General features: G+C 44.8%; 22 protein-coding genes. 12 read left to right on the forward strand and 10 right to left on the reverse strand.

The features are described from left to right. Positions 1-19: 19 nt before the first annotated feature. On the reverse strand, positions 20-3,106 hold the full coding sequence (locus DXN04_RS00595; protein ID WP_116851394.1) for a SusC/RagA family TonB-linked outer membrane protein: 3,087 nt from the start codon (positions 3,104-3,106) through the stop codon (positions 20-22). A gap of 264 nt (positions 3,107-3,370) precedes the next feature. On the opposite strand from DXN04_RS00595, the gene DXN04_RS00605 reads away from it, so the two are divergent. Continuing rightward, entirely contained in the window at positions 3,371-3,982 is a 612-nt protein-coding gene (locus DXN04_RS00605; RefSeq protein ID WP_116851396.1) for a peptidylprolyl isomerase, read from the forward strand. Here the strand turns inward: DXN04_RS00605 and DXN04_RS00610 are convergent, their stop codons facing one another. The 5 genes from DXN04_RS00610 to DXN04_RS00630 are packed head-to-tail and all read right to left on the reverse strand — an operon-like array spanning position 3,983 to position 9,806. After that, entirely contained in the window at positions 3,983-4,975 is a 993-nt protein-coding gene (locus tag DXN04_RS00610) for a glycosyltransferase family 2 protein (protein ID WP_116851397.1), read from the reverse strand. Beyond that, complete coding sequence (locus DXN04_RS00615; RefSeq protein ID WP_116851398.1) at positions 4,962-6,896, reverse strand: glycosyltransferase family 2 protein; 1,935 nt, start codon at positions 6,894-6,896, stop codon at positions 4,962-4,964. The genes DXN04_RS00610 and DXN04_RS00615 overlap by 14 nt, the downstream gene beginning before the upstream one ends. Next, positions 6,886-8,094 (reverse strand): ABC transporter ATP-binding protein, encoded by a 1,209-nt coding sequence (locus DXN04_RS00620; protein ID WP_116851399.1) that lies wholly within the window; start codon positions 8,092-8,094, stop codon positions 6,886-6,888. The genes DXN04_RS00615 and DXN04_RS00620 overlap by 11 nt, the downstream gene beginning before the upstream one ends. Continuing rightward, positions 8,091-8,936, reverse strand: coding sequence for an ABC transporter permease (locus DXN04_RS00625; RefSeq protein WP_116851400.1), 846 nt, complete (start codon positions 8,934-8,936; stop codon positions 8,091-8,093). Before DXN04_RS00625 ends, DXN04_RS00620 begins: the two co-directional genes overlap by 4 nt. Before the next feature lie 3 nt (positions 8,937-8,939). Next, positions 8,940-9,806, reverse strand: coding sequence for a beta-1,6-N-acetylglucosaminyltransferase (locus DXN04_RS00630; protein ID WP_116851401.1), 867 nt, complete (start codon positions 9,804-9,806; stop codon positions 8,940-8,942). Positions 9,807-9,991: 185 nt separating this feature from the next. Between DXN04_RS00630 and DXN04_RS00635 the strand changes: the two genes are divergently transcribed. Genes DXN04_RS00635 through DXN04_RS00645 form a run of 3 tightly spaced genes read left to right on the forward strand, consistent with a single transcriptional unit; the run spans position 9,992 to position 12,672 of the window. After that, positions 9,992-10,408, forward strand: a complete 417-nt coding sequence (locus DXN04_RS00635; protein WP_116851402.1) for an acyl-CoA thioesterase — start codon at positions 9,992-9,994, stop codon at positions 10,406-10,408. A 3-nt stretch (positions 10,409-10,411) separates the two neighbouring features. Further along, on the forward strand, positions 10,412-11,383 hold the full coding sequence (locus DXN04_RS00640) for an NAD(P)H-quinone oxidoreductase (protein ID WP_116851403.1): 972 nt from the start codon (positions 10,412-10,414) through the stop codon (positions 11,381-11,383). A 41-nt stretch (positions 11,384-11,424) separates the two neighbouring features. Beyond that, positions 11,425-12,672, forward strand: a complete 1,248-nt coding sequence (locus DXN04_RS00645; RefSeq protein WP_116851404.1) for an ATP-binding protein — start codon at positions 11,425-11,427, stop codon at positions 12,670-12,672. 35 nt (positions 12,673-12,707) lie between these two features. Here the strand turns inward: DXN04_RS00645 and DXN04_RS00650 are convergent, their stop codons facing one another. Further along, positions 12,708-13,622, reverse strand: coding sequence for a DUF6600 domain-containing protein (locus DXN04_RS00650; protein ID WP_116851405.1), 915 nt, complete (start codon positions 13,620-13,622; stop codon positions 12,708-12,710). Positions 13,623-13,691: 69 nt separating this feature from the next. After that, entirely contained in the window at positions 13,692-14,375 is a 684-nt protein-coding gene (locus DXN04_RS00655) for a VIT1/CCC1 transporter family protein (RefSeq protein WP_116851406.1), read from the reverse strand. Positions 14,376-14,814: 439 nt separating this feature from the next. Between DXN04_RS00655 and DXN04_RS00660 the strand changes: the two genes are divergently transcribed. After that, positions 14,815-15,147, forward strand: a complete 333-nt coding sequence (locus DXN04_RS00660; RefSeq protein WP_116851407.1) for a DUF4870 domain-containing protein — start codon at positions 14,815-14,817, stop codon at positions 15,145-15,147. Positions 15,148-15,293: 146 nt separating this feature from the next. On the opposite strand, the gene DXN04_RS00665 is transcribed toward DXN04_RS00660, so the two are convergent. Beyond that, positions 15,294-16,334, reverse strand: coding sequence for an isoaspartyl peptidase/L-asparaginase family protein (locus DXN04_RS00665; protein ID WP_116851408.1), 1,041 nt, complete (start codon positions 16,332-16,334; stop codon positions 15,294-15,296). Between the two features lie 120 nt (positions 16,335-16,454). Here DXN04_RS00665 and DXN04_RS00670 point away from each other — a divergent pair, with 120 nt between their 5' ends. From DXN04_RS00670 to DXN04_RS00680, 3 genes are all read left to right on the forward strand, one after another. Further along, on the forward strand, positions 16,455-18,527 hold the full coding sequence (locus DXN04_RS00670) for a hypothetical protein (RefSeq protein ID WP_199414961.1): 2,073 nt from the start codon (positions 16,455-16,457) through the stop codon (positions 18,525-18,527). Between the two features lie 21 nt (positions 18,528-18,548). Further along, positions 18,549-19,655 carry a glycoside hydrolase family 88/105 protein gene (locus tag DXN04_RS00675; RefSeq protein WP_116851409.1) on the forward strand — a complete coding sequence of 369 codons (1,107 nt, stop codon included), beginning with the start codon at positions 18,549-18,551 and terminating at the stop codon, positions 19,653-19,655. Positions 19,656-19,988: 333 nt separating this feature from the next. Then, the gene (locus DXN04_RS00680; RefSeq protein WP_116852384.1) at positions 19,989-22,436 is read left to right on the forward strand and encodes a glutaminase family protein; all 2,448 of its coding nucleotides are present in this window, start codon (positions 19,989-19,991) and stop codon (positions 22,434-22,436) included. A gap of 863 nt (positions 22,437-23,299) precedes the next feature. On the opposite strand, the gene DXN04_RS00685 is transcribed toward DXN04_RS00680, so the two are convergent. Then, positions 23,300-23,539 carry a hypothetical protein gene (locus DXN04_RS00685; protein WP_116851410.1) on the reverse strand — a complete coding sequence of 80 codons (240 nt, stop codon included), beginning with the start codon at positions 23,537-23,539 and terminating at the stop codon, positions 23,300-23,302. A gap of 84 nt (positions 23,540-23,623) precedes the next feature. On the opposite strand from DXN04_RS00685, the gene DXN04_RS00690 reads away from it, so the two are divergent. The 4 genes from DXN04_RS00690 (at position 23,624) to DXN04_RS00705 (ending at position 26,842) form a co-directional block, all read left to right on the forward strand. Then, positions 23,624-25,069, forward strand: a complete 1,446-nt coding sequence (locus DXN04_RS00690) for a sialate O-acetylesterase (protein ID WP_116851411.1) — start codon at positions 23,624-23,626, stop codon at positions 25,067-25,069. A 115-nt stretch (positions 25,070-25,184) separates the two neighbouring features. After that, complete coding sequence (locus DXN04_RS00695; protein WP_116852385.1) at positions 25,185-26,060, forward strand: DMT family transporter; 876 nt, start codon at positions 25,185-25,187, stop codon at positions 26,058-26,060. A 19-nt stretch (positions 26,061-26,079) separates the two neighbouring features. Next, the gene (locus tag DXN04_RS00700; RefSeq protein ID WP_116851412.1) at positions 26,080-26,661 is read left to right on the forward strand and encodes a zeta toxin family protein; all 582 of its coding nucleotides are present in this window, start codon (positions 26,080-26,082) and stop codon (positions 26,659-26,661) included. Further along, a complete protein-coding gene (locus tag DXN04_RS00705; RefSeq protein WP_147319807.1) occupies positions 26,627-26,842 on the forward strand; it encodes a hypothetical protein in 216 nt (71 codons plus the stop codon). The genes DXN04_RS00700 and DXN04_RS00705 overlap by 35 nt, the downstream gene beginning before the upstream one ends. The last annotated feature ends 25 nt before the right edge of the window (positions 26,843-26,867 follow it).

Here is a 26,867-nt window from a genome sequence, read left to right on the forward strand (position 1 = left end):
ATTAAAAGCCGTTAAAGAATTACAGTCCTACCTGTATACCAAATGAGAAAGTTTTCATAGCAGGGTACTGATAGTAAGTAGTACCATCAATAGACTGCTCCGGATCCATACCTTTGTGACCATAGAAGGTGAGCAGGTTTTCTCCCAGTGCATATACTTTCGCATTTCTGATCCCTACTCTTGATAATACCTTTGATGGCAGTGAGTAGCCCAATGATAAGGTCTTCAGGCGTGCATAGGTTGCACTATACAAAAAGCGGGTTGACGTAGATGTCCAGTTCAGGTTATCAGTCGTCAGTTTAGGTACATCAGTTGTTGTATGCTCTGGTGTCCAGCGGCCTGCCAGTTCTGTAGACCAGTTGCGGCCCGGGCTGGTACCACCACTCAGCAGGGATACATAATCCAGATCCAGTACTTTACCACCAATACTATAAGCCAGTAGGAAGGAGAGCTCAAAATTGTGGTAATTGAAAGTATTGCTGAAACCACCCGTTACATCAGGCAATGCAGTACCGGCATAATACTGTGTGGCATTTGCATAGTTGGTAGTCGTTACCTTTTTTCCCTCCGCATTTGTCTGGTACCAAAGTGGATTACCTGTTGCCGGATCTACACCAGCCCACTCACGCAGAAAGAAATCGTAAATAGAGGTACCTACCATCAGCTTCTTTGTACCACTGATAATTTCTTTCTGTGGCAGCTCTGTTATTTTATTTGTATTCTTTGCAGCATTCAATCCTACCGTCCATTTAAAATTCCTGGTACTGATCGGTACTACATTCAGTTCCAGCTCCACACCTGTGTTTTTCAATGCACCAATATTGGCACTGATAGAACTGAAGCCTGTAGAAGCTGCCATGGGTTTAGCATACAATAGGTCTTTACTTACCCTGTTATAATAGTTGAAGCTACCATATACACGGTTGTCAAGGATGCCATAATCCAGACCAATATTCAGGTTGAGATTGCTTTCCCATTTCAGTCCTGGAGTGGCCAGCCTTGAAGTAATCACACCACCATTGCCGAGGTTATTCTGGATGGCATACAGTGCCAGATAAGAATAGTAAGATGTAAGATTGTCATTGCCTGAAGAACCATAACTAGCCTTCAATGTCAGTGCATTCAACCAGCTTTCATTAAGCAGAAATGCTTCTTCCGAAATACGCCAGGATGCACCTGCTGACCAGAATGTACCCCATCTGGAATCCGGTGAGAAGCGGGAAGAACCGTCTCTTCTGGCAGAGGCAGTGAAGAAATACCTGTTCAGGTAATTATACTGACCTTGTCCAAAGAAACTCAGCTTTGTATAATTATCAGTAGTACCTGTGAAATCATTTAACTGGGATGCCGCTGCCGGTTCATATAGATCAGGCAAAGCAAATTTCTGCCTGTTACCACCCAAACCCGTAGAATTATAGTAGTAATATTCCTGTCCTGCCAGCAGATTCAGGTGATGGCCTCCCAGCAGATCAGCATCATACGTGAATATGTTATTCCAGGTATAACTCAATTGTCTTTCGCTGGATTTGGATACCTGTCCGCCAATTTCTGCATCGCCACCAAATAATGGATTGGTGTAAAACAAAGAATTTTCAGTCTGATAATCGACATTGTAACTTGTCTTGAAGTGTAGCGCTTTCGTGATAGATGCTTCAATATAAGTTCTTGCAGAAACTATTTCTTTGGTATACCTGTTCTTATCCAGTGGCAGGGAACCAATCAGGTTTTCCCGGGCCAGTGCGGCAGATGGGCGATAGGCACCGTAATCAAACTGCTTGTTGCCATTTGCATCCAAAAGAAAACTACCATCAGGATTGCGTTGATAAATAGGGTAGAAGCTGGGAATAGTTCTGCCTACCAATACTACGTTATCCGTCTGTGAGTCAGAAGAGCGCGGATAATCCTGTACTGTGTTTGCCCCGGTCAGGTTAAATCCTGTCTTCAGCCATGGTTTTGCCTGCAATGTAATATTGCTTCTAAAAGTATATCGCTTAAATCCAGAGGCTATATAAGCGCCTTCATTATTAAGGTATCCACCACCTACATAGTAAGTAGATTTGTCGCTACCGCCGCTAAAGTTCAGCTGTGCCTGTGTATAAGCGCCTGATTGCTGAATGCCTTTTTCCCAGTCATCATTCCACAAAGGACGTGCACCTGCTACTATCTTCCCATCGGTACCAACCGGTTGTGGATAAGAAGTGCCATATGGATTGATCCCCAGATCAGATACTACTCTTGAACTGGCGGTGGCTGCTGCCTGCTCTGCTGTCTGGCCATTGGTCAACTGCTTGTTTCTCAGGGCTTCCCAGTACAACTCAAAATACTGGTCCGTATTCAGCTTGTCATAGTCTTTTACAGCCCTGCTGCTCCATCCCTGATTGAAAACTGCATCTATATGAGAAGTGCCTTTTAGTCCCTGTTTAGTGGTGATGATGATCACACCATTTGCAGCACGGGAACCATACAGGTTAGCAGCAGTCGCATCTTTCAAAACGCTGATGGACGCGATGTCGGTAGCATTGATCGCATTGATATCTCCGTCATAAGGAGCATTGTCAACGACGAACAGCGGCGCACTTGATGCGTTGATGGAGCCTACCCCACGGATCCTGATGGTAGAGCTGTTGCCGGGCTGACCATTGGATAATGAAGATTGTAAACCGGTTACCAGCCCCTGCAAAGCATTGGTGACATTAGGTGTAAGCCGGCTGTTAATTTTTTCAGCATTCACAGTAGATACCGCCCCCGGGTATCCGGAACGTTTCACATTGGTGTAAGCCACTGCCACTACTTCATCCAGTGTGGTGTTGCTTGGCTTTAGCAGGATCTGCACGTTTGCATCCCCTTCATGTACTTCTGTCTCCAAAGTTTCCCGACCCAGATAGGAAACAGTTATTACTGATTTACTTGCCGGAAGATTCAGTTGAAAATGTCCCTCCGGATCTGTCGTGGTACCAATAGATGTACGGTTAATTTTAACAGTGACACCGGGCAATGGTTGTTTGTTTTCGGCAGAGAGGACCTGACCCTCTACATGTCTTTGCTGCGCAAAGAGCCCCGTGCCTGCAAAAAGTGCGAGCACCAGGATTAGATTTTGTTTGAACATGGGTTTGGATTATTATAACATTACTCTTAAGCTATAAGGTTATCAATGGTTCTTCTGTGCACGTTGGTGGAACATGCTAAAAGAATATAGGCAGGGCAAAAGTAACATAAAATTAAATAGTCTACCAAATCAATAGGATAATATTTGCCTTTTCTTTTCTTGAAAGGAAGTAATTTCAACAAAACAAAGGACGGTCTCACCTTATCAAATGCCGAACTTAAACCCGTGGCGAATACATAATAATTATTTTTTACCTTCAGCACCATGAAATACATAAACGCTGGTCTGTTTTTTCTGATCCTTGCTGCCTGCAGCCAAAAGGCTGATACCCGTTCAATGGAAATTATCATTGACCGTGCAGGTGATAATATTGAGGAAGCTTACAAGGTGGTACAGAAATATCCCTTTATCAAACTATATCCATTAAGCTCTGAAAAGGATACCACTGCTGTGGATAAAAAACTGTTTAGCCTGAATATCGGCGATACAGCTACTATCGAAGGCAATTACTACAAGATAATAGCAGATACGGGCAACTATACTTACAGGGCGCAATACATCCTTCTTGATGCGGCTGTTTTGACACATGCCCACATAGATAGCCTCCGTACCCTTATCCAGCAGCAGTATGCAGCCGGTAAATCATTCGAAGAGCTGAACAGTAAGTACAATATGGATCCCAATCAAAAGGATGGGGATACAGGACCTTTCACCGCCGGTATGATGGTTCAACCCTTTGAAAACGCAGTGGCAAAACATAAGCAGGGAGAGATCTTTACCGTTGATGTACCTGATAAAAAATGGTATTTTGTTGTAAAGAAAACTTACGCCGATGTAGGAGAGAAGATCAGGATCGTATTGGGATTCAAGAAATAATCACTGCTTATACCGAAGCATTATCTTCAATAAATTCTTACACAAAAAGAAGAATGTCACCTTGTTCTGGTGCATCCTGAATGCCTTGCCAGCCTGGTTAAGTGCCTGTGCCGGCGCATTGTATTTATGATATGTCATATCAGAAGTGCGGGCAAAATACAGGGACCAGTTATAACGTGCCTGCCGTTTTAATTTTGACCGTTCCTGTGCAGGCAAATAAGGTTGTATCAGCTCGATCACTTTTGCAATATCCTGGATATGCTGGCAGGACAGGAAATACCTGCTGGTGATATTGGTGGTATGTACCCTGTAATAGGCAAGTTTATCAGGGGTATATACCACCGGGAAACTGGCCGCAATCCGCACCCACATCTCCCAGTCTTCCCCATAATGAATGCCAAAGAACCCACCTAATTTTTCATAGACACTTCTTCTGACAAGCACTGCTGGTGGCTGCATTTTTTGCCCTGTAGCTATCTGTGCCAGCCAATTCTTTATAATCCCTGTTTCAGTCTGTAAGGCCTGACTTTTATTTATTTCAACTCCCTGCTCATTAATATAGGAGAACCCCGTGCAAATTGCCCCCGCATCAGGGTAAGCTGCAAACAACCGGGTGGCTTCCTCGTAAATACCCTGACCGGATAGATCATCTCCATGCAATAAGTGCACAAATTGCCCCTTCGCCCTGTTGAGACACGTCTCAAAATTACGCAGACTGCCCCTGTTCTCGGGCTGCTGGTAAAACGATACCCTGCCTTTCCCAATAGTAGCTACCAATGCAGCTATATCCTCATCCGTACTACAATCATCCACTACTTCAATCTGCATCAGCGTTGGTCCCGGATCCTGTGCCAGCACACTTTTCAGTGTTGCCTCCAGGTACCGGCTGCAATTGTAAGTGGGTATCATCACCGACCAGACCGGCCTTGGTTCCTCCCCTTTAAGCGGTTTGATTACCGGAGGCTCATCCGGAATTCTGTTAAGCTGTTTCATAATAATCTCCCCAGTTTTGTCGCCCTGCCTGCAAAGCCAGGCGCTCTGCATCATTTGATAATAAGGGTACCTGCCTGTTTAATACTTCCATTACCAACTGCAACATCATGTTCCTGTTGTCCGACATATTCCTGCCATGAATCCGGTAAGCAGCTATTTTCTCTTTATGATGAAAAGTGGGCAACAGCCGTGCTATTTTCAGGTTGAGGTCATAATCCTCACAAGCTTGTAGCTTCGTGTCAAAATGAAAGTGAAAGAATAGATCCCTCCTGTATAAAATACATCCTTCCATCCCGATAAAATTGCCCTGTAATAATGAGAGATAGCCTGCTCCGCTATGATATACCCCTGTTATGTAATCACCATTGGCATCCACTCTGTCATGTGCACCGGATACAAATGCCAGGTGTGGACAATCCCTGAAATAAAACAGGTTCAGCTCAGCTGCGCCAGGGTACAAATAATCATCTGCATCCAGGAAAATCAGAAACTCCCCATGACTATGCTGTATCCCAATATTCCTGGCCGCTGATAAGCCCACCCTTGAAACATAGATGTATTGCACCCTGTCTCCATATTCTTTGCAGACAGCGGCCGTATCATCACTGGAACCATCATCTACTACTATCACCTCCATATGAGGATGACTTTGTCCAAGTACACTATCAATAGCCTGCCTGAGATAATGTCCATGGTTGTAACAGGGAATCACCACTGATACAAGACTCTCTGCCGACGCAACCACAGGCTGGAATAAGCAGGAAGGAAATGTATGGATATCCTGCCGGCGCAGGTGTTGATGATCTCTGTAAAAGCGAACGCCTGACCTGCAACCCCTGATCTCCGTGACAATATGCCTGATATACTCTTCCCCGTTCCCTTTTATCCATGACAACAATCGCTGCCTGTAGTAATGAGGCAACCCCTGTTCTATCCGTTTTAATTCGCCCGGATGCTGGTAGTTTTCATGTTGTACCAGCAGTGCACTCACATGCCCCCGCATATAGCCGAAGAGCTGCTTCCGTAACCCTGCGTTAGTAGCCCGATGTTCGTGAAATACATACAGTTCCGGTACATAATGGCAATCCCATCCCTCTGCCAGGATGCGGTGCCACATTTCCGAATCACCACTACAGCCGGAAGCACCTACATCCAGTCTTTCATCAAAGATGCCTGCTACCTGGAACGCTTCTTTCCGAAATGCCATATTAGCCCCCGCACCAATATCCCAGGCAGGCACCCCATATTCAAGATTATCAAGAAAATACCGGTGATTAAACCGCCTGGGAAGATAGCCCTTATTAAATCCCCACTTTTTCTCAAAAATATACTGTGCCCGGGTATCCAGGGAAAGAGGAATCACCAGTCCCGTCACCGCCATAATCAGGGGATCTGCAAAACAGGCCTTCAGATTTGTAATCCAGTTATGCGGAATACTGACATCATCATCTGTATATGCTACAATATTGCCCGTCGCCGTTCTTGCGCCCGTATTACGGGCTATGTCAAGCCCTTTTCGGTCTTCCCGCACATATCGCACCTGGGGAAACTGTGTGGCCACCTGCAGCGTTTCATCATTTCCCGGCGCATTATCTACCACAATTAACTCAAAGTCAGTATCCGGACCAGACAATAATGATTGCAGGCATGTATGCAATGACTGGGGCCGGTGACGGGTACAAATAACGACTGATAAACTCACAGCTTTTCCAGGTGCCACCAGTGAAGAACCATGTGTATCGTAATAGCTAAGTGCGGGTTGGATCGCAGCCCGGATTTTGTCAGCAAGCTTCGTTGGCGAAGTGATCCAGATATGCCCTAATGGAATCTGCCCTGACCATACAACAATGTAATGCCGGCCTGCCCCGACAGAGAAACTGTCTACTTCCGATAATGCAATATGGTGTATCTTATAATACATGCTGCTGATTTAAAACTATTGGAAACGCCGGACGAACATACCCCATCCATTTCCCAAACCAGGCGGTATTTTCCCTGAAATCTTCCACACTAAATGACAAACACCCTTCAAAATAAAAAAGTCGTTGTGTTGTGTCTTTCACAAAAACGATGGATATATAGTAAGCCCCATTGTTTAAGAAATTCCCCGGTATCTGGCATTCTCCCGTTATCAGGCCCGCACGCAGCTGTGCACCTTTGGATGCTACATCAAAAATGCATTCTCCTGCCATGTTGAATAAATGAATACCTACTATCAAACTGCCCGGTTCCGGATCGTTATACCAGAATTCGAATTTTGTTGAGAATGGCGTACGGATATCGAAGATCTCCGTGTCATATTGAATCTCTATTTTTTTAATCCTGATGTAATCATTGCCCGGTGCCGATTCAGGAGCCTCGTAGCTTTGCGCCAGGTAGTTGTTGTCAGTACTTTTCAGATAATTGGTAATCACCTCTGCCGGTTTGCCTGCATCGATGATATGTCCCCTATGCAAGGTGATGACGCGGTCACACAAATTTTGCAAAGCCTGTGTATTGTGACTTACAAACAGCACAGTCTTTCCCTTTCTGTCAGAGATCTCTTTCATTTTTCCCAGGCATTTGCGCTGGAATTCTACATCGCCCACCGCCAGTACTTCATCTACAATCAGTATTTCAGGATTGAGATGTGCGGCTACGGCAAAAGCCAGGCGCATATACATGCCACTCGAATAATGCTTGACAGGTGTATCAATTAATTCCTCTACACCAGAGAATGCAATGATCTCATCAAAACAGTTTTTTATTTCCTGGTTTTTCATCCCAAGTATATTCCCGTTCAAAAAGATATTTTCACGCCCCGTCAGGTCTCCATGAAATCCGGATCCTACTTCCAGCAAACTCGCAATACTGCCCCTGCCTTTTATTCTTCCTGTAGTAGGAGTGGTAATAGAAGAAATGATTTTCAGTAAAGTGGATTTCCCGGCACCATTATTCCCGATAAATCCCATGACTTCGCCCTGGTTGATTTCAAAATTGATATCTTTCAGCGCCCACAGTAAGTGTTTGTCAGCATGCTGCCGCCTTAGCCAGAAGCGGATATCTTCCCGCAGTCGGCCGGAGCCGGACTTGCCTATACGATATACTTTCGAGATGTTTTCAACCTTAATAGCTATCATACAACATCCATTATTTTGAGTTCCTTTTTCTTAAACAGTGTAATGCCGACTACCAATAAAAACAGTACTTCTATTACACAAAAAGCAAGTCTTAGATAGTGCACAGGTTCATGCGTGAAATAGGCTGCCCTGAATGTTTCAGTAACAACCGTGAGAGGATTCAACCAGAATAATAACTGGTACCGGGCCGGAACAATTGATGCCGGATATACTACCGGTGTGGCAAACATAAAGAGCCGGAGTATAAACTGAAGCGCATAATCCAGGTCCCGATATTTCGCAGTAAATACGCTGATGATAAGACCTGCTCCCAACCCAAATCCTGCCGTCAGCAACAACAGCAATGGTGTAAGTAGTATGTAGTAATTCCCATACAAGCCCACTGTTACCAAATTATAAACGTAGATCAGGATGAACAGCAGCAATTGAATACTGATCCTGACGCTATGCGAAATCACGTTGCTGACAGGTACTACCAGGCGCGGGAAATATACCTTGTTGAAAATATTGGCATTTTGCAGAAAGGTATACATCGTTCCATTCAGGCAATCAGAAAAGAAACTCCAGAACAAAATCCCTGACAAATAAAATAATACAGGAGGAATACCCCCTGTTGAAATCTTTACCACCTTTCCAAAAATGAGGTAGTAAACCAAAGTTGTCAATGCCGGCTGAATAAATACCCAGAAAGGACCTAATATCGTCTGTTGATAACTGGCGATCAGGTTACGCCTTACAAACCGGAACAGGAGGTCCTTGTAACTGATTATTTCGCGCAGGTGCCAGTCAAACCATTTCGTGCTGGCATTAATTTCCCAGTCCCAGCTTTCGTTATTTTTCATCGCTTACACCCGGTTTTTAGAATAAAGGATTGTTTCATCGATTTGATTCTGGATCTGGTTGTCAATATTTGGGTCAAATTTCCTGGCAAACAGCCGGCTGCTATGCTGCAAACAATCCAGGTCTGCCATGGTCAATACCCTGGGGTGTGAGCCACCATTAGTGCGATCTATATGCCGGTAATTGTCATTAATAACCATATGACTGAAGGGGCTGTTCATCACTATGGTATTGACCAGGAATTCATCCGGAGCCCAGGTATGCTTGAAAAATGAATAATATTTCTTCTCTGACAGGAAATGACTAAGGTAGAATGCCGCCTCGCCGCTAAGGGTCCAGTAAGCAGCCGCTGGCCCGCCGTACAACTGGTAGGGTAGTGGGAACTCCCTTTCGGGCAATAGATTGGAGAGTAAATTTTCCAATCTATGTTTTCCCCTGAATCCATAATCTATCAGGTGGTACCTGGTATACCGCTGGTGGGCATCATTCCACCAGGCTGTAGGGGGCGTTTCTGAGCTAAGGAACGAATGATTGACATAAGCATTGAGAAAATCATAAATATATCCGGCTGGCTTTATGGGATAATCCTGCCCGCTCAGCAGGTTGACGTAGTCATACGATCGCCCGCTTGAAAAGATCGCCCGCAGGGAGGCACCTATGGCTTCAAGCTGGCTAAACCCGGCCCAATGTACCGTTTTGCGTTCCTGCACAGGAAATGTATTCGGTAGGCGCGCTAGATTACTAAACGGGGTTATGTCTACCTTTTTGTCAAGGTGAACATAAAAGTCAAATTGCCGGTGGTAAAGTGTTCTAATCAGCCTCTCTGCCATAGCAGGATATTGATGCAACACGATAATGTTGGCCATTCTCATAACATTCTCATTGTGGTGTCACTGTGGTACGTATAGGAAAAAATTACCAGGGAAGAGATAGGTATAGTAAGTGAATTAAAGTTAACAAAACCGGTTGAATAAAAGTTTAGTAAAAATTCTACAAAAACAAATATTGATAGAATCCTTCATGTAGCTTTGCCCCTAACTGAAAAAGGACCAACACAATGGAATACGTAAAAGAGTACACTGTAAAACCAGAACATATTGACGTTCAGAACATCATGGACGGATTATATTACCCCTTTTATATGGAATATTGCAGGCACGACTTTATTAAAGACGTACTGGGCTTCAGCCTGGAAGAAGAAGCACAGAAAGGTATCAATATGGTCCTTTCTCAATATACCATCCAGTTTGTTCGTTCCCTGAAAAGAGACGATAAATTCACCGTTACCTGTCAGCTAATGGCAGACGGAAGTGGAAAACCGCAGATCCATTTTGAACAGAAGATCATGCTCAATAACAAAGTTGTAACCAAGGCAGTATTCACCGGCACCTGTGTACCTGCAACCGGTGGCAGACCATTCCTGCCTGAAGCAATTAAGGAAAAACTGAAAGACGCACCCGTATTAAACGCATAAGTTATGAAAGCTATTGTCATTACCCAACCCGGAGGTCCGGAAGTACTGCAGTTACAGGAATATCCTACACCTACACCAGGTGCAGAGGAAGTGCTGATTGAAATCAAGGCGGCTGGCCTTAACAGGGCAGATGTCTCTCAGCGTAGGGGGAAGTATCCGGCTCCTCCCGGCGTAGTACAGGATATTCTGGGTATGGAAGTGGCTGGTATCGTAATCGAATGTGGCCCCGGTGTAACTATGTGGAAACCGGGCGATAAAGTATGCGCACTCATTGCAGGCGGCGGGTATGCTACCCATGTCACCGCCAAAGAAGGACAATGTCTGCCTGTTCCTGAAAAGCTCTCCTTTGCCGAAGCAGCCAGTCTGCCCGAAGTAATAGCCACTGTATGGACGAACGTCTTTCAGCGGGCGCACTTACAGGCAGGAGAAAACCTCCTGGTACATGGCGGAAGTAGCGGTATTGGTATTGCAGCTATTCAGCTGGGCCATGCCTTTGACGCAAATGTATACGTAACCGTCGGTTCCGAAGAGAAAGGCAAGGCCTGCCTGGAGCTCGGAGCCGCCGGTTATGTCAATTATAAAGAACAGGATTTCATGCAAGCCTATGCCGGCACCGGTATGGATGTAATACTGGATATGGTGGGAGGAGACTACCTGGATAAAAACGTTCAGCTGCTCAATACCGAAGGCCGCCTGGTCTACATCAATGCCATGGGTGGAAACATGGCGCAATTGAATATTTCCAGGATGATGCAGAAGCGCCTTACCATCACAGGTACAACATTGCGCCCCCGCGATTATACCTTCAGGAAAGCGCTGTCACAGGAACTGCTGGAGAAAGTCTGGCCACTTATTCACAATGGGAAATATAAGCCTGTCATATATGCAACATTTACATATGACAAAGCGCCTGAAGCCCATGCCCTCATGGAAAGCAGCCAACATATCGGGAAGATTATATTAGTGAATGAATAAGCCTTTTATATTACTTTTGCCCACTTAAATGCGCACGTAATATGAAAGAAAAAGTGTCTGTTACAGATACCGGTATTCAGTCTTCCGGGCTTCCCCGGGACTATATGGAAGCGGTGGCAGAATATATCTGGAATGGTTTTGACGCAGCGGCATCCATCATCGATATCACTTTTGAAACAAATGAAATAGATACCATCCATAGCCTGTCAATTACAGACAATGGCACTGGTATCGACTATGAGCAGCTAAAGGAGACCTTTGGCAACTTCAACGACTCAATTAAAAAAGCTACTTTCCAGAAGACATCTTCTGTCATCAAAGGAAATAAAGGCCGCGGACGTTTCTCTTTTTCTGCCTTTAGTGGAAAAGCATTGTGGAAAACCGTCTATAAAGACCAGACCACAGGTAAGCTGCATGCTTATGAGATTACGATCACAAAGAACTCTAAAGATTATTTCGATCCACACAATAAGCGGGAGTTAGCCAAGGGCACTACCGGTACGATGGTTACTTTTACTGACCTCTTTGATGTAACCGGTTTTTCCTTTCAGTCCGATGAATTCAAAACCTTCCTGGAAAGAGAGTTCGGCTGGTTCCTGATGCTGAACCGGGAAAAGGAATACCAGATCCGCATCAATGGTGCTGTATTACCTTACCAGCAGCTGATCGCTGAAACGGATATCGGTACCTTACCCCTGAAAGACGCAGAAGGGAAAGACCACTTTTTTAAGATCACTTTCGTCAGGTGGTCTGAGCGGATTGGCGACAAATTCTTCTTTTACTTCCTCAACTCCCAACAGAAAGAACTGTTCAAGGATCTTACCTCATTCAATAATAATGCGATTGGTTTCTACCATAGTGTGTACATTGAGTCCCGCTATTTCGATGCCTTCAATCCCCAGGATAATGAGTTGTCTCAAAACCTGTTTGAACGTACCCGCCAGCATGGGGTATTCAAAACACTGATGAATCATCTGCATGAACTGGTAAGACTACGGCAGAAGGCGTTTGTAGATGGAGAAGCGGCCGAGAGGCTGGTGGATAACTATGAGAAGAATGGCATCATTCCAAAACTGCAGGATGGCAGGAAAAAGAAAGCACTGCTGAAAGTCGTGAAGAACCTGTACTGTATAGAGCCCCGCTTGTTCCAGGGATTAAACAGGGAGCAACAGCGCATCAATGTAGGCTTGCTGGGTTTACTGCTTGAGGCAGGGATGAAAGAGGAGGTAGTAGAATTGGTCAGTCATATAGTACCACTCACGGATGAAGACAGGAAGTTATTACGATAAAAGAAATGCCGGTGAAATCTCACCGGCATTTCTTTTTACCTTCTGACTCTGCTACCCGATGGAGACGGTGACGACATCATCGGCGCTGTACGCATTGGCAGACTATTAACATTCCTGATCTGTTCTGATCTCTGTATAGTAGGCCTGTCCTGCGTTTGCATAATAGGCCGGGTAGTATTGTTATTATTAAAGCTTCTGAATTGTCTGGGTTGCGGAGTCTGCACCTGGGGCCTGTACACCCGCATGGTGTTACCGCTGGGTGTAGTATTTGTTCTGACCCTGCTTTCCTGTATATTCATCGGTGTGATGGTCCTGTTAGTATAACGCTGTACATCAGCTATATTTGGCCCCTGTGAATAATAGAGATTGTGACCATGTGTAGTAGCAAAATTGTTGATTACAGCAATTCTATCGGCACTATTGGGGCGTGTGACCTGTCGTGAAAGATCACGGTCATAAATGTGATCCCTCGGTACCTGGTTCCAATAGTAATCGTGTGGTCGCCAGCCGCCATATGCTGAGCCAACACCTACACCAGGTCCCAGTGGTGCCCAGCAATAATAGTTATCCACTGCTCCCCAGGTGACCCAGGCCGGAGACCAGTCGTATCCCGGTATCCACAGCCAGCCATAGCCATCGTCATAAAACCATCTGCCATAATGAAAGGGAGCCCAGCCCCAGTTAAAATCAGATGCCCACATCCAGCCTTCATTGCTGTATACCCAGTGCCCATTGGTGGCATAAGGACGGAAATCCCCGTCTATAGCCGGACTCCATACATTTCCATACCCCGGGTAGTCTATCCAGCTGCCATACGGGGAAAGATCATCGTAGAAGGTCTGGTATGTAATACTGCCGTCCGGACCAGTTGAACCCTGTACACCTGTAGTGGTGGTGCAACTATTCAATAAGAATAAAGCGGGTATCAGGGCTAAAACTAAACTTCTCATGACTTAGTAGTTTAAAGGATAAACATTCACAATTCCGTTTAGTTTTATAGATGCAGAAATGAAGCCAAATCAGCTTACCATTTTGGCCAGTGCATAAGCTGCCACAGCCGCTGCAATGCCTGTCAGGGCTACTTTTAACGTGCCTTTCAACAAAGGTTGTCCGGTTACTTTCGATTTAAAATATCCAAAAATTAGCAGTGCTATAACAGTAATAATGCAGGAGAAATAAAATCCCTGTTGGTTATTCGAAGTGACGAGATAAGGGAACAAAGGTATGAACCCGCCTGCCAGGTAAGAGAACGCAATTGTCAATGCAGATTTAATAGCCCTGTCCTTATCAGGTTTATCCAGCCCCAGTTCAAAGCGCATCATAAAGTCTACCCATTTATGTTTATCCTGGCTGATCTGTAAAGTCACCTGCTTACTCAGTTCCTTATCCACACCCATGTCAATAAAGATAGCTTCCACTTCCTGCCTTTCTGTCTCCGGCACCTTTTCCACTTCCTCATACTCCCGTTTCAGTTCGGAGTCATAGTGCTCCACTTCTGTTTGTCCTGCCAGAAATCCCCCCAATCCCATTGAAATACAACCTGCTGCAATTTCAGAAAGTCCGGATACAATGATAAGATGGTTCGTATCCAATACGCCACTCAAACCGGCAGTAAGGGCAAAGGGTACAGTCAGTCCATCGGACATGCCGATGATGACATCTCTGACAAAATTGGAGCTATTGATGTGTGTTTCCTGATGCATGGGTATTTGTATTGATATAAAATTATCAAAATAGAATGAGTAATTAAAACCCCCTCTTTAAAGAGGACTGATTTCCATAATATTATAAACTTTTAATATTTTATCCCTGAATTCAGCTATTTCAGGCACCTGATAATTGGGGTTAATTTGTATCTTATATAGAAATATTTCAGATACAATGAAACAAAAAACATCGATAGCAGTTGCCGCTGTACAAAAAAGTATACGCAATAGCCATGGCGCAAAGCCGGAAAGTATTAATATTAATAATTAAACGTAGTTTTAATATTTTGATTCTGAATTGATTGTATCGTTTGTAGTTGTTTCGTAGACGCTGTTTTTTCCACCTGTAGTACTTCGGTAGTAGGTCAAAAATAGCTGGACATCTTTGGGGGAAATACTTTTGTGACATCATCAATCACAAAAAAATGATCATATCATGAAGGACAAAACATTAGCTATCGTCGCCTACTGTACAATAATTGGTTGGATAATTGCCTATGTAAAGTATAAGGAAACACCTGAGCGTTCACCACTGGTACGTTATCATCTTGCACAAGCCTTAGGCGTATTTATCGCGGGCATTGCAATTTCAATTATTGTTTCCATCGTCGCAAGAATTATCCCTACCCTGGGATCTCTCTTGAGTGTAGCCGGCCTTCTTCCATTGATTCTGCTGATATTTGGAATAATAACCGCTTCGAATGAAGCTCAGAGACCTGTACCTGTAATAGGTAAAGCGTTCGAAAACAAATTCAGCTTTCTGAACTAACATGTTTTCAGAAAAATATTAATCCCAATCATTGTTGAAAAACCCGGATTAACTATCCTTTTGAAAGCATAAAAAGACTGACTAATAAGGTTTTAATTACCATTCCCCCTACAAAGATGGTTGCCTGTTAGTCAGTCTTTCTGCATTTATTGCTGTTTGTAGATCTCAATATCAATCTGACCGTCTTCAGTAATAGTTCCCCTATACATACCTTCTGTATTGAAAGGCATTACCGCATGACCTGCCTGGTCCAGGGCGATCAAACCACCGCTTCCTCCCAGGATACCGATTTTCTCAATCACAGCTTTCGCTGCCTGATCCAGGTTAATCCCTTTGTATTCCATCATCGCGGAAAGATCATAGGCAGCTACATCCCTGATGTAAAATTCACCCCACCCGGTACAGGATACGGCAGCAGTTTTATTATTGGCATAAGTACCTGCACCAATGATCGGAGAGTCACCGATACGGCCATATTTTTTGTTAGTCATGCCACCGGTAGAAGTTCCTGCTGCCAGGTTGCCATTTCTGTCCAGCGCAACAGCACCTACAGTACCGAATTTATTGTCTACATTTTCAATACCCAGTTTACCTGCCGGTGTATAGCTATGATCTAATTTTGTTTTGGAAGAATCTGTTTTCAGTGTTTTTTGCAGGGCATCCCAGCGCTCCTGTGTCCAGAAATATTTAGGATCCACGATTTCCAGACCGGCATCTTTGGCAAACTGTTCAGCTCCACGACCCGCCAGCATGACGTGTTCAGATTTTTCCATCACAGCTTTCGCAGCAGAGATCGGGTTTTTGACTGTAGTTACCCCCGCTACAGCACCTGCCTGCAGGGTCTTACCATTCATAATGGCAGCATCCATCTCATTTTTACCATCATGGGTGAATACAGCGCCTTTCCCGGCATTGAAGAGGGGAGAGTCTTCCATCACTTTAATGGTAGCTTCTACCGCTTCAGTGCTGCTTTTACCCGCTTTCAGCATTTTAAAACCCGTAATCAGGGCTTCCTTCAGCACTGCTGTGTAAGCCGCTTCCTTTTCAGGTGTCATGTTTTGTTTGGTGATAGTACCAGCACCGCCATGAATTACCAGAATGTATCTTTCCTGGGGTGGGGTACCTTCCTCGGCATAGCAAATCGCCTTCAGACTAAGCATAAGGCAGCAAAAAAGTAACTTTTTCATATAAGCTAAAATAGTAAAAAGACAGCATAGGATACCTTTCCTCTCCTCATTTCGCATATTTGAAATGTCAACTTTTTATGCAAACGTTTCCATAAAAACGTATTTTTAAGTATTCCACGAATGAAAAACTATCTTACTTTCCTGTTGACCTGCACATATGCTATTGTATGTGGACAAACGCCTATCAACCGTCAGGCGCTGGTGGAGCGGCATAATGTGACACTGCACCAGGCAGATACGCTTGCTGCATTGACCCTGGGCAATGGCAATTTTGCTTTTACAGTTGATGTCACCGGTTTACAAACATTTCCGGAAGCTTATAGCAAAGGCATTCCCCTGGGTACCCAGTCCGGCTGGGGATGGCATAGTTTCCCGAATACAGCAGGGTACAATATAGCGGATACTTACCAGCCCTACCACCTGCAGGGCCGTGATATTACCTATGCCGTACAAAAGAAAAACGCCCCCGCTGTCGAATATTTCCGGCAAAATGTGCACCGCCTGCAACTCGGAACTGTTGGTTTCCTGATCCTGAAAAAGAATGGCCAGGCCGCTGCCCTCACTGATCTGAAACAGGTAGACCAGGTGCTGGACCTCTGGAATGGAGAGATCCGCAGTTCCTTCATTATAGAAGGTATTCCCGTAAAAGTCCGTACTGTCGTACATCCGCATAAAGACCTCGTATCCATCAAAGTCATTTCCCCCCTTGTTAAGCAGGGGCGATTGAAAATCCGTATTCGCCTTCCTTATCCTACAGGCGAATTTGCAGATGCGGGGGCAAATTACCAGGATCCTGACAGGCACCAATCGTCTGTCCTAAAACCCGGTCTTATCATCCACCAGTTAGATACAACCCGTTACTTTTTAAATTACTCCCCTATAAATACCAGCAGTCCTCATCTTCATGAGTTCCTGCTTACCCTCGACGAGGAGATTACCATTGAGTTCTCTCCTCACGAAGCGCAGGACCTTCCTTCCTTTGCGCAAACGGAAAATGACAGCCGCCGATACTGGCAGGCATTCTGGAAAAGGGGAGCTGCCGTTGATTTCAGCGGTAGTACTGACCCCCGCGCTTTTGAACTGGAAAGGAGAGTAGTCCTTTCACAATACCTCATGGCTGTGCAATGTGCCGGCTATATGCCACCACAGGAAACCGGGCTCACCTACAATAGCTGGTATGGTAAGCCGCACCTGGAAATGTATTGGTGGCATGCCGTTCATTTTGCGCTTTGGGGAAGGGCGGACCTGATGCAAAAAAGCCTGCAATGGTATGAAACAGTGGCGGATAAGGCCCGCGCCATCGCGCAAAGACAGGGCTACCAAGGCATGCGCTGGCAAAAAATGACGGATCCCTGGGGAAATGAAAGCCCTTCTTCTGTCGGTGCTTTCCTGATCTGGCAACAACCTCATTTTATTTACATGGCAGAGTTGCTGTATCGCCAGCACCCGGAAGTGTTGGCTAAATACCAGTCACTCGTTGCCGCTACAGCCGATTTCATGGCTTCCTATGCATGGTATGACAGCACTACTCATCATTACATCCTTGGCAAAGGACTGATCCCTGCCCAGGAAAGGTTTAAACCGGAGGATACTTTCAATCCTACATTCGAACTGGCTTACTGGCACTGGGGATTACAAACTGCCCAGCTATGGAGAGAAAGGGCTGGCCTGCCCCGGAACCCGGAATGGGACAAGGTATTGCAGGGACTATCACCCCTTCCTCAGCAGGATGGTATATACCTCGCTGCTGAAAGCGCACCTGATAGTTATACCCGCCCGTATTATATGACAGACCATCCGGCAGTACTGGGTACCCTGGGAATGTTACCCGCCAGCCCTGCACTGGATACGGGGATCATGCACCATACACTCAATAAAATCTGGACCAGCTGGGATTGGAAAGATACCTGGGGATGGGATTTCCCGCTTACCTGCATGACAGCCGTAAGACTGGGAGAACCGGAGAAAGCGATAGATGCCCTGTTCATGAAGATCAGGACAAATACCTGGTTGCCAAACGGGCACAATTACCAGGATGACAGGTTACGTTTATACCTGCCCGGGAATGGCGGGCTATTGACAGCTGTCGCCCTGATGTGTGCAGGTTATGATGGTTGTACCGTCAAAGAACCGGGAATTCCTAAAAATGGCAAATGGAAAGTTAAATGGGAAGGCCTGCAGCCTATGCCCTGATAAAATAAAAATAAATCCACAATGAAAAAGTATTTCCTGTTCGTTAGCATGCTTTTAGCCCTCGGCACCCAGGCACAGCACACGCTCATTCCAAAGAAGACCACACTGGCTGCAATGACGAAGACGAACCAGTATTTTATGGAGAAATGGCCGGATACAGGGAAGGAGATCGTGCTGAATAAAACATGGCCTTCTAATATCTGGACCCGTGGTGTGTATTACGAAGGTCTCATGGCTTTGTATAGCGTTGACCCTAAAAAGTCCTATTACGATTACGCAGTACAATGGGGTGAAAAACACAACTGGAACCTGCGGAATGGAATTAAAACCCGCAATGCGGATGACCAGGATTGCGGGCAGACGTACATTGATTTGTACCTGATAGATAAGCAGGCTGAGCGCATTGCCAATATCAAGGCCTCTATAGATACCATGTTGAAAACATCAAAGATCGACGACTGGCATTGGATTGATGCAATTCAGATGGCCATGCCCGTAATGGCCCGTTTGGGTAAAATATATAAAGACACAGCCTACTACCATCGCATGTACGAGATGTATGAGTGGACGAAAAATGGCTTGTACAATAAAGAAGAACATTTATGGTGGAGAGATAAGGATTTCATTCCTCCATACAAAGAACCTAATGGTCAGAACTGCTATTGGAGCCGCGGTAATGGCTGGGTATTAGCAGCCCTGGTAAGGACGATGGAACAGCTGCCTGAAAGTGCTCGTTATTATAAGATCTTACTGGACGATTTTAAGGAAATGTCCGCAGCCTTGTTGCCTTTACAAAGAGAGGATGGCTTCTGGAATGCAAGTCTCCGTGATCCGGGGAATTATGGCGGGAAGGAGCTGACAGGTACTTCATTATTTGTATATGGTATTACCTGGGGTATTCGTAAAGGTTACCTGGATAAGAAAACTTATTACCCGGTAGTGGTAAAAGCCTGGAACGCACTGGTAAAAGATTGTGTGCATGACAATGGCATGCTGGGTTTTGTGCAGAGTACCGGGAAGCAGCCCTCAGACGGTCAGCCTGTTACATTTGATAAGATCCCTGATTTTGAAGATTATGGCCTGGGATGTTTCCTGCTTGCAGGTAGCGAGATTTATAAATTAAAATAATTCCTTTTTTTCAATCGGTTGCATTTATTGCATTTGTTTTTGCCGGATTCCTCTTTTCCCTTCCGGCCCCCGGTTCCAACCCAGACCCAATTCTCATTTGCCGAAGGTAAAAGAGAATTGGGTCCTGCCTTTTCCTGAAAAATTAAGCGTACCAACTACCTTTATTTAGAATAAAATCCCTATTTTTCACCCTGTGTGAATGAAAAACGAGCAGTAAGAAACCACGTCATTACTCAACAAATAAGGTCTATGCGTCTCAACACTTTCGCTGCCAGCAATGGCTTTGCGTCCACGTTCACGTATATTTTAATCAATATAAAGCTCCACAAAACCATGAACAAATTTTTGGGTATTGCCGCGCTGTTGCTCGCTCAGCAACTGCATGCGCAGCAGCAACTGGCTCCTGCCTATCCACTGGTCACTCACGATCCTTATTTCAGCATCTGGTCTGCTACAGACGATCTGACTGCTTCAGCTACCCGTCACTGGACCGGTGCCGAACAGCCTATTGTAGGTATGCTGAAAGTGGATGGCATCACTTACCGTGTACTCGGCCGCCAGGGCGAACACTTTGATGGTATCGTACCTGCTGCCGACGAAAAGAAATACACTGTATCTTATACAGAAACAGCACCTGCTGCTGACTGGATGTCTCCTGCCTTCGTTGAAAAAGGATGGCAGACCGGCGAAGCTCCTTTTACCAACGACAAACACATGTCTGGTACACAATGGAACACCCGCGACATTTGGGTACGCCGCTCTTTCAACCTGAATAGTGTTCCTTCAGAACCACTGTTCCTGAAGGTTAACCACGATGATAACGCTGAAGTATATATTAATGGTACGAAAGCTTACAGCTACGATGGCTGGTTGAATCACATTCAATATTTCCCTATCAGCGACGATGTAAAGAAACTCCTGAAGAAAGGTAAAAATGTACTGGCCATACATGTTACCAACAACCAGGGGGGTGCTTACCTCGATGCGGGAATCTCAGTAAAACCAAAGAATGCAATGGCAGATGCTATTCAGCCTGCCGTGCAAAAAAACGTGCAGCTGACAGCAACACAAACTACATACACCTTCACCTGTGGTAAGGTTGATCTGACACTGAATTTCCTCTCTCCTTTATTATTGAATGACCTGGACCTGATGTCTCGTCCGGTATCTTATATCAGCTACAAGGTGCAATCAAACGATGGCGCACAGCACGATGTACAGGTGTACTTCGGTGCAAGTTCCACTCTCGCTACCAATACTGCTGCTCAGGAAGTAACAGCACAACAGCTTAACAGCAATGGTTTGTCCATCCTGAAAGCAGGTACGAAAGAGCAGGCCATCCTGGCGAAGAAGGGCGATGACCTTCGCATCGACTGGGGATATGTATATGTAGCAGTACCGAAAGAAGCAAATGCTACCCAGACAATAACTACAGATGGTGATGCCATTGCTGCCTTCGTAGGTAAACCAAAAACAGTAAACAGTGGCAAACAACTGATGCTGAACACAGTGGTAAAACTGGGTAAAGTAGGCGCAACATCCAAAGAGCAGGTAGTGCTGATTGGTTACGATGACATCTATAGCATTCAGTACTTCGGTACTAATCTCCGTCCATGGTGGAAGAAGGATGATAGTTTCACCATCGAAAAAGAACTGGCTGCAGCAAATAAAGATTATGGTGCTATCCTGGCACGTTGTAACACCTTCGACAAACAGATGTATGCCGATGCTACCAAAGCAGGTGGCGATACTTATGCAAAATTGTGCGTACTCGGGTATCGTCAGAGCATCGCTGCACACAAGTTGGTGAAGAGCCCTACCGGTGAAATCCTGTTCCTTTCCAAAGAGAATTTCAGCAATGGCTGTATCAATACGGTAGATGTCACTTATCCTTCCGCTCCTTTGTTCCTGATCTACAATCCTGATCTGATGAAGGGTATGACAAACGGTATCTTCTACTTCAGCGAAAGCGGTAAATATACTGAGCCTTATGCAGCACATGACCTGGGTACATATCCGCTGGCAAATGGCCAGGTATATGGCGAAGGTATGCCTGTAGAAGAATCAGGAAATATGATCATTCTGACAGCTGCTATTGCTAAAGCAGAAGGTAATGCAGACTATGCGAAGAAGCACTGGAAGACGCTTACTACCTGGGCAGAGTACCTGTTGAAAGAAGGTTTCGATCCTGCTAACCAACTGTGTACGGACGACTTTGCCGGCCACCTGGCACGTAATGCAAACCTGTCAGTAAAGGCAATCGTAGGCCTGGGCTGTTATGCAAGTCTGGCTGATCAGCTGGGAGAGAAAGCGACAGCAGAAAAATTCAGAACAGCTGCCAGGAACATGGTGGCTAACTGGATCAAACTGGCTGATGATGGAGACCACTTTACACTGGCTTTTGAACGCAAGGGTACCTGGAGCCAGAAGTACAACCTGGTTTGGGACAAGGTACTGGGTTTGGACCTGTTTCCTAAGGCAGTATATGACAAGGAAATTAAGTACTACCTGACACAACAACAGAAATATGGTTTGCCGCTGGATAGCCGTAAGACTTACACTAAATCTGACTGGATTGTGTGGACGGCTACATTGACCGATAACCAATCTGATTTTGAAGCGCTGATCACACCGGTGTATAAATATGCACTGGAGACCAGCAGCCGTGTACCTATTTCTGACTGGCATGAGACGACCGATGGTAAGATGGTAGGCTTCCAGGCGAGAAGTGTGGTAGGTGGTTATTTTATGGAAATGTTATCAAAGAAGCTGGGTAAATAATTGGCTGCAATCAGCCGGAATAGGATGGGGAGGCCTTTCTACGGGCTTCCCCATCTTTGTTTTGAGGGTGTAGTAATTGTACTACACGTCACGAAAACAGGCTTGTTTATATTTGTGATGCACTATGTCATACTATCCTGAGACTTCACTATTGGTAATTAACAATCTGAAATAATTTATTCAATATATATGTATATGAGCATGGTCATATACTGTTAAGAGCTTGGTTTTTATTAGGATATGGTAGAAAAAGGTTGTCATTCCTGGCGACCTTTCCTTTTAAATCTTATTTATTCCTTTACCTACATTACATTGTTGAACGCATAAGGCCTGGCAACTGCCAGGCCTTATGCGTTTATAAAAAAAGCGCCTGCGAATACTTGTTTCGCAGGCTGCTCACTTTTTTGGGAAATGGATGCCTATTGAGGAAATAAAATGGATGTAATAAGGAAACAATGAATGTTTGGGGTTTGGGGAACAATGAACGAAACGGGGAAACAATGAATATTTGGGGCCGGCACTGTGGATGAAAAATCGGGGGTCGTTAATGGGATGAAAGATCGGGGGCAGCAATTGGATGAAATGCAATGGTCACAATTGGACGAAAAGTTTGGAGCTTACAATTGGACGAAAAAGTTTGGGCAAAATGGATGAAAGATTCAGGGTGAAATGGATGAAAGATCGGGGGTAAAATGGATGAAATTTTTGGGAGCTTACAAATGGATGAAGCTATTTTAGAGTTACAATGGGTGAAACTTTTGGGAGTTTACAATTAGATGAAAACTGCTTGCACTAAACGAATAAGTATCATATCAAATGGTTCTTACAGGAACCCGGCTCTTACAGGAGCCATTGAAGAATATTTAATTCTCACTGAAACAGCTGAAAAACCGACGAGCTACATGTTTAAATCTATTCACGTCTTCTTCGCTTTCCAGTTCCATATCGAAATGAGTATTGGTCGTATTATAATATTGTAACGCTGCCGCTGCAATGTCGATATTACCATTGGCATCTGCAGTTGCTCTGATAAAGCGGCTATTTGAATTCAAATAGTGAAGCGCCTTAATGTCAAAATCGAAAGTGATGATACCGTTTGCCATGATAGTTTCATTTTAATAAAAACTGTTATAAAAAATTCGTGCCAAACTTTTGTAACTTGTACAGATCATTTAAAAACACATTCCATGCGATTATCCACGATCCTCAGTACCACTGTGTTATCATTATTTACTACTTTTTGTTATGCTGATATTAAATTGCCTGCTTTAGTTGGAAGCAATATGGTGTTGCAGCGTAATAAACCATTACACATATGGGGATGGGCCGATAAAGGCGAGGCTGTAGCTGTTACTTTTAAAGGAAAAACAGTTAAAACTGTTGCAACAGAAAAAGGTAAATGGCAAATCACATTACCCGCAATGCCTGCTGGTGGCCCTTACGAAATGACGTTAAAAGGAAAGAACACTATCCACCTCGATAATATATTATTAGGGGAAGTGTGGGTAGCTTCCGGCCAGTCCAATATGGAAATGCCGCTACAGGGCTGGGGCAAGATCCGCAACTATGAGCAGGAAGTCAAAGCCGCCAACTATCCTGATATCCGTTTGCTCATGATAAAACGTACAACCAGTACCGTGGCGCTGGATACAGCAGCTGTCTGGGACGGTGCCTGGCAGGCCTGTACGCCGCAAAGTATTCCTGAATTTTCTGCCGTGGCCTACTTTTTTGCCCGCGAAATAAATGGTTATGAGCAGGTACCGGTGGGAATCATCCTCACATCGTGGGGAGGCACTGTAGCAGAAGCGTGGACGAGTGGGGAATCTTTGAAGAAAATGCCTGCGTTTGCGGACTCTGTGAAGAAGTATGAACAACTGTCCACACCGGAGTCTCCATCTAATCCAAATAAAGTCACACTTTTATATAATGCAATGATTCATCCGGTAATACCTTATACAATCCGTGGAGTGATCTGGTACCAGGGAGAGAGCAATGCGGGCAGGGCCTACCAATACCGGGAATTATTCCCACTCATGATAAAGGACTGGCGCAGGCAATGGAAGCAGGGGGACTTTCCTTTTTATTTCGTGCAGCTGGCTAATTTCAAGGATGTGGATGCGCAGCCGGTGGAGTCTGACTGGGCAGAATTGCGTGAAGCGCAGTTAAAAACATTGTCATTGCCAGCCACAGGTATGGCTTCGGCGATTGATATCGGAGATGCAAAGGATATTCATCCTAAAAACAAGCAGGAGGTAGGCCATCGGCTGGCTCTCATCGCAAGGGCACAGGTGTATGGAGAGAAGATTGCTTATTCCGGCCCTGTCTACGTGTCTAAACAGGTGGCAGGAAATAAAGTCACGCTCAACTTCAGGAATACCAATGAAGGCTTGCAGGCAAAGCAGGGGGGAACCTTAAAAGGTTTCGCTGTTGCCGGTGAGGATAAGCAATTCCATTGGGCGCAGGCCACAATTAAAGGAAATCAGGTAGTAGTGTGGAGTGAAGAAGTGCCACATCCTGTGGCGGTGAGGTATAATTGGGCCAATAATCCACAGGGAAATTTATATAATGGTGCCGGATTGCCCGCAAGCCCCTTCAGGACAGATGACTGGCCGGGGCTGACCTTCGGGAAGTAAGGTTGAATTTTTAAGCTGGCCGCAGGCCGTTTTTTTCCAACGCCGATCACTGATACCATAGGCATCAGTGATCGGCGATTTTTTTACCTTTGGACAAGTAACCAGGGTGTATCAAATGCGTCAAGTTGTATTCGGTGTATTATTCGCCATGCTATGGGCTTCGGCCAGCGTGGCTACAAAGATTGGGATCAGGTCCGCAGAACCATTAATATTAGCCAACTTTCGGTTTTTCCTCGCAGGAGGTGGTATGTTGCTATTCGCTTATCTTGTCCAGAAAGGGAAACATAGAATGCCTAAGGGCAATGAATGGAAGCAGCTGCTCATATTTGGCCTGCTGAATACCACCTTATACCTGAGTCTATATGTCATAGCCATGAAATCTGTCTCGGCCGGTATCGGTACCCTGGCTACGGCAACCAATCCTTTATTCATTATGGCGATATCAGCTTTATGGCTCAAGCGACCATTAAAATGGTATGAGGTCACCGGGATGTTCCTGGGCTTATCGGGTGTTGCCATTGCTACTTATCCATCACTGGCCCAAAGTCATGGCTCCCTCGCAGGACTGATTATATTATTGACAGGTATGCTATCCGTCTCTGCAGCTACAGTCTATTATTCACGTATCCAATGGGAGTTATCAAATCTTGTGATCAATGGCTGGCAGGTCTTTTTGGGAGGTTTGCTGCTATTGCCTTTTACCTGCTTCACTTCAGATTTTTCTGCTACAAAATACGATCTCAATTTCTGGGGCGGACTATTATGGCTGGTGCTGCCGGTATCGGTGACCGCTTTACAACTCTTTTTTTACCTGGTAAAACGGGATGCAGTGCGGGCATCATTATGGCTTTTTCTGTGTCCGGTGTTTGGGTTTATTTATGCCGCGATTTTATTGCATGAAGCGATTACATGGTTTACATGGGTTGGGACGATTTTAGTAATTGGAGGGCTCTATTTAGGGCAGCGCGAGAAGTTTGCCAGTAAAAGCTGATTATTCATTAAATTTAATAATGCCGAACCTTTATATAATAGCAGGTTGCAATGGCGCTGGTAAGACGACGGCCAGTTATACCGTACTGCCTGAGATATTGGAATGTAAGGAGTTTGTAAATGCAGACAGTATTGCAGCAGGGTTATCTCCATTTAATCCGGAAAGTGTGGCGCTTGAAGCTGGTAGATTAATGCTGCAAAGAATAAATACCTTATTGGAAGAGAATGTGGATTTTGCTTTTGAGACAACTTTATCTACAAGAAGCTATGCTTCCTTCATAAAGAAAGCCAGAACAGTAGGCTACACAGTGACCTTATTATACTTTTGGCTAAATTCTCCTGAGTTTGCTATGTCCAGAGTGGCTGAACGCGTAGAAAGGGGAGGGCACAACATTCCTGAAGATATTATAAAAAGAAGATACTATAGAGGTATTTATAATCTGCTTAAGTTGTATATCCCTATTTGCAATATTTGGACAGTTTTAAATAATATGTCTGCAGTACCTGAAGAAATAGCTAGTGGATATGCGGATGTTGAAACTATAATTATAAATCCCGATATTTGGGATGAAATTTTACATCAAGGTAATCACCATGAGTAGTAAAGAAAAGGAAATTAGGGAGTTCTCAGAGAAGATGCTTAAAGGCACTGCATTGGCTTTGAAAAAGCTGGTGGAGGCCCGTGCTGCTAATAATGAAACGATGATTGTTTCCGATAATAATGGGAAATTCAAAAAAGTACCAGCCAGGGAATTATTAGATATTGTAAGGAAACAATCCTAGCACTTCTCGTCCGCTTGCGGACACC

This window comes from Chitinophaga silvisoli, assembly GCF_003412465.1.
In the GTDB taxonomy this organism is placed as follows: Bacteria; Bacteroidota; Bacteroidia; order Chitinophagales; family Chitinophagaceae; genus Chitinophaga; species Chitinophaga silvisoli.

Bases quoted from the DNA above. Each gene is read 5' to 3' on its own strand.
- DXN04_RS00595 (WP_116851394.1), bottom strand. From the start codon at position 3,106: ATGTTCAAACAAAATCTAATCCTGGTGCTCGCACTTTTTGCAGGCACG.
- DXN04_RS00605 (WP_116851396.1), top strand. From the start codon at position 3,371: ATGAAATACATAAACGCTGGTCTGTTTTTTCTGATCCTTGCTGCCTGC.
- DXN04_RS00610 (WP_116851397.1), bottom strand. From the start codon at position 4,975: ATGAAACAGCTTAACAGAATTCCGGATGAGCCTCCGGTAATCAAACCG.
- DXN04_RS00615 (WP_116851398.1), bottom strand. From the start codon at position 6,896: ATGTATTATAAGATACACCATATTGCATTATCGGAAGTAGACAGTTTC.
- DXN04_RS00620 (WP_116851399.1), bottom strand. From the start codon at position 8,094: ATGATAGCTATTAAGGTTGAAAACATCTCGAAAGTATATCGTATAGGC.
- DXN04_RS00625 (WP_116851400.1), bottom strand. From the start codon at position 8,936: ATGAAAAATAACGAAAGCTGGGACTGGGAAATTAATGCCAGCACGAAA.
- DXN04_RS00630 (WP_116851401.1), bottom strand. From the start codon at position 9,806: ATGAGAATGGCCAACATTATCGTGTTGCATCAATATCCTGCTATGGCA.
- DXN04_RS00635 (WP_116851402.1), top strand. From the start codon at position 9,992: ATGGAATACGTAAAAGAGTACACTGTAAAACCAGAACATATTGACGTT.
- DXN04_RS00640 (WP_116851403.1), top strand. From the start codon at position 10,412: ATGAAAGCTATTGTCATTACCCAACCCGGAGGTCCGGAAGTACTGCAG.
- DXN04_RS00645 (WP_116851404.1), top strand. From the start codon at position 11,425: ATGAAAGAAAAAGTGTCTGTTACAGATACCGGTATTCAGTCTTCCGGG.
- DXN04_RS00650 (WP_116851405.1), bottom strand. From the start codon at position 13,622: ATGAGAAGTTTAGTTTTAGCCCTGATACCCGCTTTATTCTTATTGAAT.
- DXN04_RS00655 (WP_116851406.1), bottom strand. From the start codon at position 14,375: ATGCATCAGGAAACACACATCAATAGCTCCAATTTTGTCAGAGATGTC.
- DXN04_RS00660 (WP_116851407.1), top strand. From the start codon at position 14,815: ATGAAGGACAAAACATTAGCTATCGTCGCCTACTGTACAATAATTGGT.
- DXN04_RS00665 (WP_116851408.1), bottom strand. From the start codon at position 16,334: ATGAAAAAGTTACTTTTTTGCTGCCTTATGCTTAGTCTGAAGGCGATT.
- DXN04_RS00670 (WP_199414961.1), top strand. From the start codon at position 16,455: ATGAAAAACTATCTTACTTTCCTGTTGACCTGCACATATGCTATTGTA.
- DXN04_RS00675 (WP_116851409.1), top strand. From the start codon at position 18,549: ATGAAAAAGTATTTCCTGTTCGTTAGCATGCTTTTAGCCCTCGGCACC.
- DXN04_RS00680 (WP_116852384.1), top strand. From the start codon at position 19,989: ATGAACAAATTTTTGGGTATTGCCGCGCTGTTGCTCGCTCAGCAACTG.
- DXN04_RS00685 (WP_116851410.1), bottom strand. From the start codon at position 23,539: ATGGCAAACGGTATCATCACTTTCGATTTTGACATTAAGGCGCTTCAC.
- DXN04_RS00690 (WP_116851411.1), top strand. From the start codon at position 23,624: ATGCGATTATCCACGATCCTCAGTACCACTGTGTTATCATTATTTACT.
- DXN04_RS00695 (WP_116852385.1), top strand. From the start codon at position 25,185: ATGCGTCAAGTTGTATTCGGTGTATTATTCGCCATGCTATGGGCTTCG.
- DXN04_RS00700 (WP_116851412.1), top strand. From the start codon at position 26,080: ATGCCGAACCTTTATATAATAGCAGGTTGCAATGGCGCTGGTAAGACG.
- DXN04_RS00705 (WP_147319807.1), top strand. From the start codon at position 26,627: ATGAAATTTTACATCAAGGTAATCACCATGAGTAGTAAAGAAAAGGAA.